Here is a 12,791-nt window from a genome sequence, read left to right on the forward strand (position 1 = left end):
AGCCGCGCTCGGCGAGGCGGACGGGCTCGGGGCCGGGGTGCCCTTGGGGTTCTTGCCGTGCACGGTGGGGGCCGGTGCGGAGGGCACGGTGAAGTGCTTCTCCTTCTTCGGGCCCTTCGGCGCCGCCGACGGCGTCTGCTTGACCGCGCCCCGCTGGAGCGACGTGGTGTTGGGGTTGATCGTGCTGCCCACCCACGTACCGCTGGTGGTGAAGGGGTGGTCGAACTTGATGTCGAAGTGCAGTGTGTACCGGTTGGCCGCGCCGCAGAAGTGACCGCTGTCGACCGATCCGGAGACCTCGCGCTTGCTGACGACGCTCACCCGGGTGCCGTCGACCTGCGTGGCGCCGTTGCTCAGCTTCAGCAGCAGGCTGGAGTCGGTGCTGCCGGGGAAGGTGAACTTGCCGAGCCCCGCCCGGGTGGTGTCGGTCAGCTCGGTGGTGATGCCGGCCGCGTCCTTGACGCCGTAGTAGCCGATCGACGTCTGCTCGTCATCATGGCTGAACTGGGCGGAGGTGTTACCGAGGTTGCCCGAGAGCGCCCCGGTGACCGGCAGGATCGGCAGGTCGCCGGCGACCCCGCAGCCGGGTCCCGACACATGGGTCAGGCTGTAGCCGGAGATCTTGCTGTCGTCGTACTCGTAGCCGCCGCCGGACGGGCGGTCCGGAGTGGTGTCGGGGCCCCACTGCATCATCCCGGCCGGCATGTCGGGGCCGGGGAAGGTGTCCACGGCGCCGGAGGTGCCGATGAGCGGATTGACCAGCGAGGCGGGGTCGCCGACCAGCGCGGGTCCGGTCGCCGCCGAGGCCTGGCCGACCGCCTGGAGCGGTACGAGCGCCAGCCCCAGCACCGCGACCACGGCCAGGTGTCTGCGGAATCGGCCCTGTCTGCGGCCGTCGGTACGACTACGGATCCGGGGCGCCGGTTCGCGTCCGGTTCGGGGTTCTGTCATCGGTTGCCTCCACGGCGAGCAGCGAGTCAAGACGTCACTGATCAGCGGAATACAACGTTGTGCATCCGAGAATTACCAGGATGACAACGTTGCCAATCCGTACCGATGGAGAGCGTGGCCCTCGGCGTGACGCCATGTCAACGCTCCGGACCACACCTTTCCCTGCCCATTACATGTACCGCTCGTGTTACCGGACGGCGCTCCTGCGCCGCAGCGCCGGGTCGCTCAGCGACGGCGGGGTGTAACCGGCGTCCCTGTCGGTGAAGTTGGTGCCGGGCGGGGCGATCTCGTCGATCCGGTCCAGCACGTCCTGGCTCAGCTTGATGTCGTCGGCGCCGAGCTGGGTCTCCAACTGCTCCATGGTGCGCGGGCCGATGATGGCGGAGGTGATCGCCGGGTGCTCCAGCACGAAGGCGAGGGCGAGTTGGACGAGCGTGATGCCCGCCTCCTCCGCCAGCCGGGCCAGCGCGTCGGCCGCTTCGAGCTTCGCCGCGTTCTGCGGGGCGTTGATCTCGAACCGTACGCCCTGGCTGGCGCGGCTCGACGCGGGCTGCTCGGCGCCCTTGCGGTAGCGGCCGGAGAGCCAGCCGCCGGCCAGCGGGCTCCACGGGATCACCGCGAGACCGTACTTCTGCGCCACCGGCAGCATCTCGCGCTCGATGCCGCGGGCCAGGACGGAGTACGGCGGCTGCTCGCTGACCACGCGCTCGTGCCCGCGGCGCTCCGCGATCCACTGGCCCTCGACGATCTGCGACGGCGGGTAGGTGGAGGTGCCGATGTAGCGGATCTTGCCCTGGTGCACCAGGTCGGAGAGCGCGCCGAGCGTCTCGTCGAAGTCGGTGTCCTCGCTCGGCCGGTGCACCTGGTAGAGGTCGATCCAGTCGGTGCCGAGCCTGCGGAGACTGTTCTCCACCTCGCGGACGATCCAACGGCGGGAGTTGCCCTGGTGGTTGGGGTCGTCCCCCATGCCGCCGTGGAACTTGGTCGCCAGGACGACGTCGTCCCTGCGCCCGCCGGCGAGCGCCTTGCCCAGGATGGTCTCCGACTCGCCGGCCGAGTAGACGTCGGCGGTGTCGACGAAGTTGATGCCCGCGTCGAGTGCGCGGTGGATGATGCGAATGCTGTCGTCGTGGTCCGGATTTCCCCGGCCGCCGAACATCATGGTGCCCAGGCACAGCGGGCTGACCTTGACGCCGGTTCGGCCGAAGGTGCGGTACTCCGTCATCGTGCGCTCCCGTTGACGATTCGTTCGGTCACAGCGCCGAGAAGGCTACGCCCCGGCCCCCGGTGGGACCGGGAGGCGAATCGCCGACGGCCCGCCCCCCCGGAGGGACGGGCCGTGCGGGTGGGCGGCGGTACGCGGTTCAGGCCAGCGGCCAGGTCGGCAGCAGCTCGCGCTTCCAGGTGTTGTTGGTGACCGTGGCCGCCGAGGCGTACCAGGCGACCACCGCCGTCACCAGGCCGACCCAGCCGCCGGCCTTGGTGATCGAGGTCGACTGGTCGAAGGCGCCGATGGTCAGCAGGACGAAGGTGACGGTCAGCGTGACGAACACGGCGAGCACGGCGACGCTGGTGCGCAGCGCGGCGAGGCACATGTAGCCGGTGAAGATCGCCCAGGCCAGCAGGAAGAGGCCGGTGGCCTGGTAGGCGTGGGCCGGGTTGAGGTGCGGCGCGACCTGCGAGCTGTATCCGGCGAACGCCAGCCAGAAGCCGCCGAAGGACGCGAAGGCCGTGGCGGCGAAGGTGTTGCCGCGCCGGAACTCCCACATGCCGGCGAGGAGTTGGATGATCCCGCCGTAGAAGAACGCGAGCGGCAGGACGACGTTCTCCACGGATTCGTTGATCAGCCCCGCGTTGAAGAAGCTGAGGACGAAGGTGGTCATCGCAAAGGCGGCGAGCCCGAGGGCGCCCGGATCGGCGATACCGGAGGCGGCGGGGGCGGCAGACTGGGGGGCGGCTGGTACGGCGGCGTTCGATTCGGCAGATGCCACTGTGGATCCTCTCCGCGATGTCCCCGGCGGACAGGGCGCGCACCCGTGTAGTGCATGCCCATTACACCGGGTTGGCGGAACATCATCCTGGTCTCGCCGGAGACCTCGGTCAAGACGCCACGCATTATCCTTTGCGTCCGTTTTGCCCGTCCTTGGCGACGTACTGTGCCAACTGGGCGTGCGTGGCGTACCAGACGTCGAACTCGGCGATGTGGTCGAGGAGTTCACGCAGGACGGTGATCCGGGACCGGTGGCCGATGACATGCGGGTGCAGGGTGAGCTGAAAGACGCCGCCCTCCTCGACCGCCTGATCGAATTCGTCGCGCCAGATGGTCAGGACGCCCCGGGGCGGTGTGTAGGGCCGGGACGAGGTGTGCCGGTCCATCGTGAAGTACGGCGCGTCGTCCCTGATCCACTCCACCGGGATCTCCACCATGCCGGTGGGCTCACCGGCGGCGAGGATCTCGTACGGGTCGTCGTCGGCCATCAGCGAGGAGTCGTACAGCAGGCCCAGTTCGCGGGAGACCGCGAGGGTGTGGTCGGAGAAGTCCCAGGAGGGCGTGCGCAGTCCGACCGGCCGGGTGCCGCTCAGCCTCTCCAACGTGTCAGCCGCGCGCAGCGCCAGCTCGCGCTCGTCGGCGGGCGCGAGGGTCATGTTGCGTTCGTGGATCCAGCCGTGCAGCGCGACCTCGTGCCCGGCGTCCACGTACGCCCGTACCTCCTCGGGGTGGAGCAGGGCCGACACGGCCGGCATGAAGAACGTCGCGGGCAGCCCGCGCTCCGCCAGCAGCCGCAGGATGCGCGGGGCCGCCACCCGGGAGCCGTACTCCCCCTGGGAAAGCTTGCCCGGACGGGTCTCGCCGTCGCGGAGCGGAATGGTCTCATGGTCGGAGTCGAAGGAGAGCGCGACGGCCGCCCGCGCCCCGCCCGGCCACGCGGCGGGCAGCAGGGAGCGCCCGGCCCGTACGGCCCCGACATGGCCGCGCCAGGTCGCCTCGTCCCACTGCCAGGGCTCCCGGGTGTCGGCGGGGCCGGGACGTCCCGCGCTGTCAGCTGTGGTCATGGCGGCGCTCCTGGCGGACGTGCTCCTCGGCGAAGGTCATGACCCCGACACTGGGCCGCGCTGCCGCCCAGGTCAAGCGGCACGTCACGGCGTGTGGCCTGAGCGTCAAGAAGGAGTGGACTCCTGGTCAACGACGGCCGGTCCCGGGCCTGGCAGTGTGGCGTGAGTCGTCGCCGCACCTTCGGGGGGAGCCGAGCGGGGTGTGCGGCGGAGTCGGGCAGCTGCGCGGGGGGCAGCTGCCCGGGGAGGGGGGAACCGCCGGTGACCGACCCGCGCCCGGCCGGCGGCCCGTGATCGCCGCGCACCCGGCCCGACCAACCGGGTGCGCGGCAGCGGCGAAGCGGAAGCGCGGCGGCGAGCGCGCGTGAGTGCGTGCGTGCGGCGAGGCGAGGGAGCGACCGTGCGGCGGACCCGCCCCGGGACAGCGACGACTGCCGTGACCGGCGACGTCCGCCCGTGAAGGAGCGCCCGCGGCGAAGCCGGCTCGCGGTCGCGGCGGTGCGGGTGAGCGCGAGACGGCCGGGAGAGCAACTAGGCTGCACGTGAAGTGATTTGATCGCCCGAGCGGTCCTGGCCGCTCAACCACTTCGTGTCGCACCGACGACAGCCCCGTTGTCCGGTACCGCCGGCCCCCGCCGGTCCCACCGAAGGAACCGTCACGATGACTGACCACGAGCCCGAGGCCGCCGGGCCGGCGGGCGTCCGCAGACGTCCCCCCAAGCCGCAGGTCGACACCAGCAAGCCGCAGTCGGCGCGCATGTACGACTACTACCTGGGCGGCAAGGACAACTACCCGGTCGACCGGGCCGCCGCCGAGCAGGTCCTGACCGCCTTCCCGAACCTGCGTTACGGCGCGCTGGCCAACCGGCGGTTCCTGACCCGCGCCGTGCGGGACCTGGTGGGCGCGGGCATCGACCAGTTCCTCGACATCGGCACCGGCATACCGACGTCCCCCAACACCCATCAGGTGGCGCAGGGGCTCAACCCGGCCGCCCGGGTGGCCTACGCGGACAACGACCCGATCGTCCTCGCACACGCGCAGGCGCTGCTGGTCAGCACCCCGCAGGGCAGGACCACCTACATCGAGGGCAACCTCAAGAAGCCCGGGACGATCCTGGAGTCCGCCGAACTGGCCGAGGTCATCGACTTCGACCGGCCGGTGGCCGTCATGCTGCTCGCCGTGCTGCACTTCGTCGAGGACGGCGAGGGCGCGTACGAGATCGTGCGGACGCTCATGGACGCGATGCCGTCCGGCAGCCATCTGGTGCTCTCCCACGCGACGAACGAGTTCGCGCCTGAGGAGTGGGCGCGGGTGCACGCGACGTACAAGGCGTCGGGGATATCGGGGCAGATCCGCGACCGCCCGGAGATCCTGAGGTTCTTCGACGGGCTGGAGATGCTGGAGCCGGGGCTGCAGGTCATTCACCGCTGGCGTCCCGACCCGGCGCCCGCCGACCCGACCAGCAGGGAGGACGGCCCGGACGACGAGGCGCCGGCGCCGCCCGCCGACCCGTTCGCGGGCTACTCGGCGGACCAGCTGGACGCGATGATCTCCGGTTACGCGGGGGTCGCGCGCAAGCCGTGACGCGTGCGCGTGAGCGGGCGGTGGGCCGTGGAACCGTACGACCCACCGCGCGGTCAGCCGGTCAGGAGGCGCCCACGGCCGCCGCGTCGCCGGGCCGGCCGAGCGCCGAGTTGTACGCGCTGTCGTCACCGGTGACCGAGCGGCTGCGCTCCCCCGAGACCGACACCGGCACATCGCCGACGAGCGTGATCCGCTGCACCCGTCGCGGCTGGTCGCCGTAGTCGGCTATCGCGTAGTGCTGGGTCGCGCGGTTGTCCCAGAAGATCACGTCGCCGGGAGCCCACCGCCAGCGCACGGTGTTCTCCAGCTCGGTGACGTGGTTCTGCAGGACCCGCAGCAGGTCGCGGGAGTCCTCGCCCGTCCAGCCGACGAAGCGGCGGACGAACCCGCCCAGTACCAGGGCCCGTTCGCCCGTCTCCGGGTGGACGCGCACCACCGGGTGCTCGGTGACGTACTCGGTCGAGGTGAACACCTCGCGGTACTCGCGCTCCGACGCCGAGTCGTCGCCTTGCCGCGCCTCGGAGACGTAGTCGTACGCGTTGGAGTGCACGGCCCACAACCGGTCGGCGAGCGCGCGCAGTTCGGCGGGGAGCGTCTCGTACGCCCGCACGGTGTTGGCCCACACCGTGTCGCCGCCGTACGGCGGGATGGTGACGGCCCGCAGGATCGAGCCGAGCGGTGGCGACCGGACGAAGGTGACATCGGTGTGCCACTGGTTGGCGCGCCCCGTGGTGCGTCCGTAGTCCAGGTCGAGCACGGCGGGGCTGCCGTCGAGGGCCGGCACGGTCGGGTGCGCCGCCGTCGGTGAGCCGAACCGGCGGGCGAACGCCTCCTGCGACACGGCGTCCAGCCGCTGGTCGCGGAAGAAGACGACCTTGTGCGCCAGCACGGCGGCGCGGATCTCCTCGATGACGGTGGGTGACAGGTCCTCGGCCAGATCGACGCCGGCTATCTCGGCGCCGATGTGTCCGGCGGCCTTGCTGATCCGTAGTCCCGTGGCAGTGGTCATGGGATCCGATGCTCGCAGCGGGGGTGGGGGCGGTCAACGGAGGGACGTTACGGGCGTATGGCAGTCCTGCGAAACCTCGTCCGGGCGGCGGCCCGGCGCGGCAACCGGGAACAAAAGAGGGCGGCGGGAAGTTACGGGGAGTGACGAAGGACGACAGCAGGGATGAGCGATGGCTGAGCTGAAGATCGAGCGGACCGGTTCGCACGAGTTCGTCGGACGGAACACGCGCGGGGCGGAGGTACGGGTCGGCCGCGTCGGCGGTGAGGGTTCCTTCACCCCCGGCGAGCTGCTCCAGCTGTCGGCGGCGGCGTGCGCAGCGGTGACGGTCGAGGAGCTGGTGGTACGGCGCTCGGGCGAGGACGCGCGCTTCACGGCGACGGCGGGCAACGACCGCCGCCCCGGCAGCCATGAGTACGACACGCTGCATGTCGCCCTGGACGTGGACCTCTCGTCGCTGGACGAGGCAGCGCGTGAGCGGGTGGCCGCCGCGATACGCAGCGCGGTCGCCAAGGAGTGCACCGTCAGCCGCACGATCGAGAAGGGCACGGAGGTGACGCTCGACATCGCCACCTAGGGTCTGTCGTGTGGATCAGGCCGGATGAGGGAGCGTGGGCCGGTGCCGTGGATCGCAAGGCGGAGGAGGGAGGCGACGCGGAGCGTCGCCGACCGACGACAACGCCGCGAGGCGCGGTGCAGGCCCGCGCGAGCCCGGCAAGATCCACACGACAGACCCCAAGGCCCCTCGGGTGCGGCGGAGGCGGCCGGCGCTCAGGCCAGCGTGGCCAGGGCGGCCGACACCAGCGTCTGAACGCCCGGGACGAGCACCGACAGGTCAGGGGCGAACAGCGGGCTGTGGTTGGCCGGCACGTTGGCGAACTTCTCCATGAGATCGCCGCCCGGCGCGCCGTCCCACACGGACAGCGGCGTCGAGGTGACGTACCAGTAGTCGTACGGGACCCCGGCGGGCGCGAGCAGGGAGAAGTCCTCGCTGCCCATCGCGGGTCCCGCGTCGAGCACGGCGCCGTCACCGAACACCGCGCGGTGGACGGCGGCGATCTCGGTGTCGAGGGCGGCGTCGTTGACGGTCGTGGGATAGCTGGAGACGACCGTGATCTCCGGCGCCTTCGGGCAGCCCGCGGCAGCGCACTCGCCCTCGGCGATCCGGCGGATCGCGGCGAGGATCTGCTCGCGGACGGCGGGGTCCTGGGTGCGCAGGTTGAGCCCGAGCCTGGCCTCGCCGGGGATGATGTTGGACCGCTCACCCGCGTGGAACTGGCTGACGGTGAGAACGGCCGAGTGGCGGGCGGCGATTTCCCGCGAGATCACCGTCTGGAGCCGGGTGACGACATGGGCCGCCGTGACGATGGGATCGACCGCGGCTTCGGGGCGTGAGCCGTGGCCGCCGACCCCGTACACGATCAGATCGAGGTCGTCGGCCGCCGACATCGTCAGTCCCGGTGTGTGGGAGTAGAGGCCGACGGGCCCGGGGGCCGCGTGCTGGCCGAGGACGACGTCCGGGCGGGGAAAGCGGGTGTGCATCCCGTCCGCCACCATCGCCGCCGCGCCGGCGCCGCCCTCCTCGGCGGGCTGGCCGATCACCACGACCGTGCCCGACCAGACGTCCCGCCCGGCGGCCAGTGCCAGTGCGGCGCCCATCAGCCAGGTCACATGCAGATCGTGGCCGCACGCGTGCATGACCCCCGGCACCTGCGAGGCGTAGTCGAGACCGGTCTCCTCACCGACCGGCAGCGCGTCCATGTCGGCGCGCAGCCAGACGACCGGCCCTTCGCCGCGCCGCAGCACCCCCACGACGCCGGTGCCGCCGACCCCCTCGGTCACCTCGTACCCGGCGGTGCGCAGGGCGGCGGCGAGCTTGCCCGCGGTGCGGAACTCCCGCCGGGACAGTTCCGGGTGCCGGTGCAGGTCGCGGTAGAAGTCCGCCAGGTCGGCGGCCTGGAGCCCGCCGGTGAGTTCCGCCGTGCGGCGGGCCGTCCGTACGGGTGCGTCCGGCTGCGCCGGCGTGTCCGACTGCGTGGGAGTGGTCATACGTCCTCTGTTTCCCTTCCGAAGGAGCAGACTGTCACTTAGTGACATCCTGACGTTTGGTGCCCAAGAAAGCGGACAGGAGATTTCTATGTCCACGACATCGCACACACCCTCGCACCTCACCGTCGAGGAGCTCTTCGACTCACCCGAACGTGCCGGCGCCTCGATCTCGCCCGACGGCACCCGGATCGCCTACCTGGCGCCGTGGCGGGAGCGGCTGAACGTCTGGGTGCGGAGCGTCGAGCCGGACGGCGAGGCCCGCTGCGTCACCGCCGACGTCAACCGCAGCGTGTCGTCGTACCACTGGACGGACGATCCGCGCTGGCTGCTGTACGAGCAGGACGGCGACGGCGACGAGAACTGGCACCTGTACCGGGTCGACCTGGCGAGCCCCGGAGCCGAAGCCGTCGACCTCACCCCCTTTCCGGGGAGCAAGGTCACCGGGCTCGAACTGCCGCTCTCGCGTCCGGGCAAGGCGATCCTGAATCTGAACCGCCGGAATCCCGCCGAGTTCGACCTGTTCGAACTCGACATCGCCACAGGCGAGTTGACGATGCTCGTGCAGAACCCCGGCACGGTCGCCGGCTGGCTGTGCGCGCCCGGCGGCGAGTTGTACGCCTACACCACGACCGACGAGGGCAATGTCGAGTTCGCCCGCTGGGACGCCGAAGCCGGCAGCCTCTCCCCCGTCCTGGAGTACGACGGGTCCGACTACCCGCTCGGCATCCACCCGATCCAGCTCACCCCGGACGGCGCCGGCGTGTGGATCGGCTCCTGCCTGGGCACCGACAGGACCAGGCTGGTCCGGGTCGACCTGGCCACCGGCGAGGAGACCGAGGTGGACAGCCACCCCGTCTTCGACCTCGACACCCGCTCCGCCGTCTTCCCCAGCCTGCCCTCGCCGCTCATCCGCGACCGGCGCACCGGCGAGCTGCTCGGCGCCCGCTACCTCGGCGAGCGGCAGGTGGTCCACCCCCTCGACCCGCACTTCGCCGAGGTGCTGGCACATCTGACCAAGCTGTCCGACGGCGACCTGGCCGGCGTCTCGTCCGACCGGAGCGGCCGGCACTGGGTCGTCAGCTTCACCAACGACGTCGATCCCGGCGCCACGTACTACTACGACCACAGCACGGGCGAGAGCCGGCTGCTGTTCCGGCCGTATCCGCACCTGGACCGCGAGGCCCTCGCCCCCATGACGCCGGTCACGATCCCGGCGCGCGACGGCCTCGACCTCCCCTCGTACCTGACCCTGCCCCCCGGCACCGAGCCGTCCGGGCTGCCGATGGTCCTGCTGGTGCACGGCGGTCCCTGGTCCCGCGACAGCTGGGGCTTCAACCCCCTGGCCCAGCTGCTGGCCAACCGGGGCTATGCGGTGCTCCAGGTCAACTTCCGCGGCTCGACCGGTTACGGCAAGGCCCATCTCAAGGCCGGTATCGGGGAGTTGGCGGGCAAGATGCACGACGACCTGATCGACGCCGTCGACTGGGCCGTCGACAAGGGGTACGCCGACCGGTCCCGTGTCGCCGTCTTCGGCGGCTCGTACGGCGGTTACGCCGCGCTGGTCGGCGTCACGTTCACCCCCGACGTCTTCGCGGCGGCCGTCGACTGCTTCGGCATCTCGGACCTCGTGAACTTCCTGGGTACCGTGCCGGATTTCGTGAAGCCCCATCTGGCCACCAACTGGCATCTGTACGCGGGCGATCCGGACGACCCGGAGCAGCGGGCCGACCTGCTGGCCCGCTCGCCGATCAGCCGGGTCGACCAGATCCGTACGCCGCTGATGGTGATCCAGGGGGCCAACGACGTCCGCGTCGTGCAGGCCGAGTCCGACCAGATCGTCGCCGCGCTGCGGGCGCGGGGCGTACCGGTCGAATACATGGTCAAGAGCAACGAAGGACATGGCTTCGTGAACCCGGAGAACAGCATCGACATGTACCGCGCGGCCGACCGCTTCCTCGCCCGGCACCTGGGCGGGCGGCAGCACGCGAACAGCTAGTCAGCACGGTCCGAACCACCCGCACGACTGAGGGAGTTGAACCCGCATGACGAAGTCCGTACGTTCCGCAGAATCCGACAACCGTACCTACCCGCTCGACGGGCCCCGGACCCCCGAGCCGGAGCGCAAGGCCAAGCCCACGGCGCTCGAACAGATGGGCGGCTCGACCGGCGTCGTGTACATGATGCTGCCCATCGTGGCCTTCGTGCTCGGCAACGCGTCCTTCGGGCTGACCGGCGCCATCATCACGGCCGTCGCCGTGGCGGTCGCGATCTCCGTACTGCGGCTGGTCCGCAAGGAATCACTCCAGCCGGCCCTCTCCGGGCTGTTCGGGGTGGCCGTGGCCTCGTTCGTCGCCTGGAAGACCGGGTCGGCCAAGGGCTACTTCCTGCTGGGCATCTGGGCGAGCCTGGTCCTCGCCGCGATCTTCCTCATCTCCGTCCTGATACGCCGGCCGCTCGCCGGAATCGTCTGGGGCGCCCTGAACGGCACCGGGACCGCCTGGCTCAAGGACAAGGCGTCGACCCACTACTACGACATCGCCACCCTCGCCTTCACCGCGGTCTTCGCCGTCCGGTTCGGCGTGCAGCAGTGGCTGTACGAGAAGGACGCCACCGGCTGGCTGGCCGTCGCGAAGATCGTGATGGGCTACCCGCTGCTCGCCCTGGCCTTCCTGGTCGTGCTGTGGGCGGCCCGCCGGTCGGGCAAGCGGCTCCAGGCGATCGGCGCGGTGCGGCCGACCTCCTGACCCCGCACCGGCCCAGGAGTACGCCCCGCCGCCCGCACGACCGCAGAGGAGAACCCATGCTCGACACGCTGCCGCAGCGGCTGTACCTGCTCAGCTACACCGTGGCGAAGGAGAAGTTCGAGGCGAACAACCTCCAGTTCCGCGGCCAGAAACTCCGCGCGGCCGCCCTGGTCGAACTGGTCGACGCCGGCCTCGTCAGCGTCGTACCGGGCAAGGAGAAAGTGGTCCGCGAGGCCGTTTCGGCCCCGGGTGACCCCTTCCTCGCCGAGGTCTGGAACGAGGTGAAGCCGAAGCCCCAGCACTGGCTCAACCTGGTGCACCTGCGCGCCCACACCGCCGAGTCGGCGGTCCGCGAACAGCTCCTCGAACAGGGCGAGATCGCCCTCGGCGAGAAGACCAAGAAAAAGCTGTCGCTGCTCTCCCAGCACCAGGTCACCGTCAACCACCCGGACCATGTGGTGGCGCTGCGCGAGAAGAGCCAGGAGCCGATCCTGAAGGGCCTGGACCCGGCGAACATCCCCCTGGACGACCTGGCGCTGACGGTGCTCGCCACGGAGAGCGACTACTCGCACCACCTCTTCTCCCGCAGCGAGGCCCGCGCGCACAAGAAGGAAATCAAGGCGTACGGAGAGCAGTTCGACAAGACGGTTCCGGGCCTGCGCAAAGCGCTCCAGGCCTCCATGGCGGCGCTGCGCCCGACGGGCGGCGGCTGGGGAAGCTGACACCGCCGGCCGGCCGGTGCGGCGGCGGGGCGACACGGTGCAGCAAAAAGGCTCTGACCGGCATTTCTGCTGGTCAGAGCCTTGATTCCGGAAGTGCCCCCGGCAGGATTCGAACCTGCGCACCCGGCTCCGGAGGCCGATGCTCTATCCCCTGAGCTACGGGGGCATGTCGTCTTTGTGGCGACGGGAGAAACCCTACCAGCTCCGGTGGGGTGGCCGTGAACAGGTATTCAGGGGCCGGGGCGGGCGGGGGCGTCAGGCGCGGAGGTAGGTCAGGACGGCCAGGACGCGGCGGTGGGTGTCGTCGGCCGGCGGGAGATCCAGCTTGGCCAGGATGTTGCCGATGTGCTTGCCGACGGCGGCCTCGGAGACGACGAGTTGGGCCGCTATCGCCGCGTTGGACTTTCCCTCGGCCACCAGGGCGAGCACTTCCCGTTCACGGGGTGTCAGCCGCTCCAGCGGGTCGCGGCGGCGGCGCAGCAGCCGGCGTACGACCTCCGGGTCGACGACCGTGCCGCCCGACGCGACGTCCCGCAGGGCCGCGTCGAAGTCCTCGACCTGGCCGACCCGGTCCTTCAGCAGGTAGCCGACGGCCGAGCCGTCCCCGGAGTCGAGGAGGTCGGCGGCGTAGGCGCGCTGCACGTACTGGCTGAGGACGAGCACCGGCAGCGACGGGTGCC

At 70.9% G+C, this 12,791-nt stretch carries 11 protein-coding genes, 1 tRNA gene and 1 pseudogene; 5 read left to right on the forward strand and 8 right to left on the reverse strand.

Annotated elements, in window-relative coordinates:
* The 4 genes and pseudogenes from HY68_RS03820 to HY68_RS03835 all read right to left on the reverse strand — a co-directional run.
* A pseudogene (locus HY68_RS03820) lies at nucleotides 1–951 on the reverse strand (glycoside hydrolase family 92 protein); the annotation flags it as partial.
* A 187-nt stretch (nucleotides 952–1,138) separates the two neighbouring features.
* The gene (locus HY68_RS03825; RefSeq protein ID WP_041984367.1) at nucleotides 1,139–2,176 is read right to left on the reverse strand and encodes an aldo/keto reductase; all 1,038 of its coding nucleotides are present in this window, start codon (nucleotides 2,174–2,176) and stop codon (nucleotides 1,139–1,141) included.
* A gap of 139 nt (nucleotides 2,177–2,315) precedes the next feature.
* On the reverse strand, nucleotides 2,316–2,942 hold the full coding sequence (locus HY68_RS03830) for an acetate uptake transporter family protein (RefSeq protein WP_041984369.1): 627 nt from the start codon (nucleotides 2,940–2,942) through the stop codon (nucleotides 2,316–2,318).
* A gap of 124 nt (nucleotides 2,943–3,066) precedes the next feature.
* Nucleotides 3,067–4,005 (reverse strand): polysaccharide deacetylase, encoded by a 939-nt coding sequence (locus HY68_RS03835; RefSeq protein ID WP_041984372.1) that lies wholly within the window; start codon nucleotides 4,003–4,005, stop codon nucleotides 3,067–3,069.
* Between the two features lie 661 nt (nucleotides 4,006–4,666).
* Here HY68_RS03835 and HY68_RS03840 point away from each other — a divergent pair.
* A complete protein-coding gene (locus tag HY68_RS03840) occupies nucleotides 4,667–5,590 on the forward strand; it encodes an SAM-dependent methyltransferase (RefSeq protein WP_052457007.1) in 924 nt (307 codons plus the stop codon).
* 61 nt (nucleotides 5,591–5,651) lie between these two features.
* On the opposite strand, the gene HY68_RS03845 is transcribed toward HY68_RS03840, so the two are convergent.
* Entirely contained in the window at nucleotides 5,652–6,599 is a 948-nt protein-coding gene (locus tag HY68_RS03845; protein ID WP_041984374.1) for a TauD/TfdA family dioxygenase, read from the reverse strand.
* 169 nt (nucleotides 6,600–6,768) lie between these two features.
* On the opposite strand from HY68_RS03845, the gene HY68_RS03850 reads away from it, so the two are divergent.
* Complete coding sequence (locus HY68_RS03850; protein ID WP_041984376.1) at nucleotides 6,769–7,173, forward strand: OsmC family protein; 405 nt, start codon at nucleotides 6,769–6,771, stop codon at nucleotides 7,171–7,173.
* 194 nt (nucleotides 7,174–7,367) lie between these two features.
* Here the strand turns inward: HY68_RS03850 and HY68_RS03855 are convergent, their stop codons facing one another.
* The gene (locus HY68_RS03855; protein ID WP_041984378.1) at nucleotides 7,368–8,645 is read right to left on the reverse strand and encodes an amidohydrolase; all 1,278 of its coding nucleotides are present in this window, start codon (nucleotides 8,643–8,645) and stop codon (nucleotides 7,368–7,370) included.
* 88 nt (nucleotides 8,646–8,733) lie between these two features.
* On the opposite strand from HY68_RS03855, the gene HY68_RS03860 reads away from it, so the two are divergent.
* From HY68_RS03860 to HY68_RS03870, 3 genes are read left to right on the forward strand one after another with little or no spacing between them, the layout of a single operon-like run.
* Nucleotides 8,734–10,641, forward strand: a complete 1,908-nt coding sequence (locus tag HY68_RS03860; protein ID WP_041984380.1) for a S9 family peptidase — start codon at nucleotides 8,734–8,736, stop codon at nucleotides 10,639–10,641.
* A gap of 46 nt (nucleotides 10,642–10,687) precedes the next feature.
* Nucleotides 10,688–11,389 (forward strand): DUF3159 domain-containing protein, encoded by a 702-nt coding sequence (locus HY68_RS03865; protein WP_041984382.1) that lies wholly within the window; start codon nucleotides 10,688–10,690, stop codon nucleotides 11,387–11,389.
* Between the two features lie 56 nt (nucleotides 11,390–11,445).
* Nucleotides 11,446–12,111: a GPP34 family phosphoprotein gene (locus tag HY68_RS03870; RefSeq protein WP_041984383.1), complete on the forward strand. Its 666-nt coding sequence runs from the start codon at nucleotides 11,446–11,448 to the stop codon at nucleotides 12,109–12,111.
* Between the two features lie 94 nt (nucleotides 12,112–12,205).
* Here HY68_RS03870 and HY68_RS03875 read toward each other — a convergent pair.
* Together HY68_RS03875 and HY68_RS03880 are read right to left on the reverse strand one after the other, a co-directional pair.
* Nucleotides 12,206–12,277 (reverse strand) — tRNA-Arg (locus HY68_RS03875).
* Nucleotides 12,278–12,366: 89 nt separating this feature from the next.
* Nucleotides 12,367–12,791, reverse strand: a 425-nt coding sequence (locus HY68_RS03880) for a response regulator transcription factor (protein ID WP_198533205.1), incomplete at its 5' end; no start/stop codon positions are given.

It is taken from the genome of Streptomyces sp. AcH 505 (assembly GCF_000818175.1).
GTDB lineage: Bacteria > Actinomycetota > Actinomycetes > Streptomycetales > Streptomycetaceae > Streptomyces.

Coding starts and splice junctions, on each gene's coding strand:
- HY68_RS03825 (WP_041984367.1), bottom strand. CDS start 2,176: ATGACGGAGTACCGCACCTTCGGCCGAACCGGCGTCAAGGTCAGCCCG.
- HY68_RS03835 (WP_041984372.1), bottom strand. CDS start 4,005: ATGACCACAGCTGACAGCGCGGGACGTCCCGGCCCCGCCGACACCCGG.
- HY68_RS03840 (WP_052457007.1), top strand. CDS start 4,667: ATGACTGACCACGAGCCCGAGGCCGCCGGGCCGGCGGGCGTCCGCAGA.
- HY68_RS03845 (WP_041984374.1), bottom strand. CDS start 6,599: ATGACCACTGCCACGGGACTACGGATCAGCAAGGCCGCCGGACACATC.
- HY68_RS03850 (WP_041984376.1), top strand. CDS start 6,769: ATGGCTGAGCTGAAGATCGAGCGGACCGGTTCGCACGAGTTCGTCGGA.
- HY68_RS03855 (WP_041984378.1), bottom strand. CDS start 8,645: ATGACCACTCCCACGCAGTCGGACACGCCGGCGCAGCCGGACGCACCC.
- HY68_RS03860 (WP_041984380.1), top strand. CDS start 8,734: ATGTCCACGACATCGCACACACCCTCGCACCTCACCGTCGAGGAGCTC.
- HY68_RS03865 (WP_041984382.1), top strand. CDS start 10,688: ATGACGAAGTCCGTACGTTCCGCAGAATCCGACAACCGTACCTACCCG.
- HY68_RS03870 (WP_041984383.1), top strand. CDS start 11,446: ATGCTCGACACGCTGCCGCAGCGGCTGTACCTGCTCAGCTACACCGTG.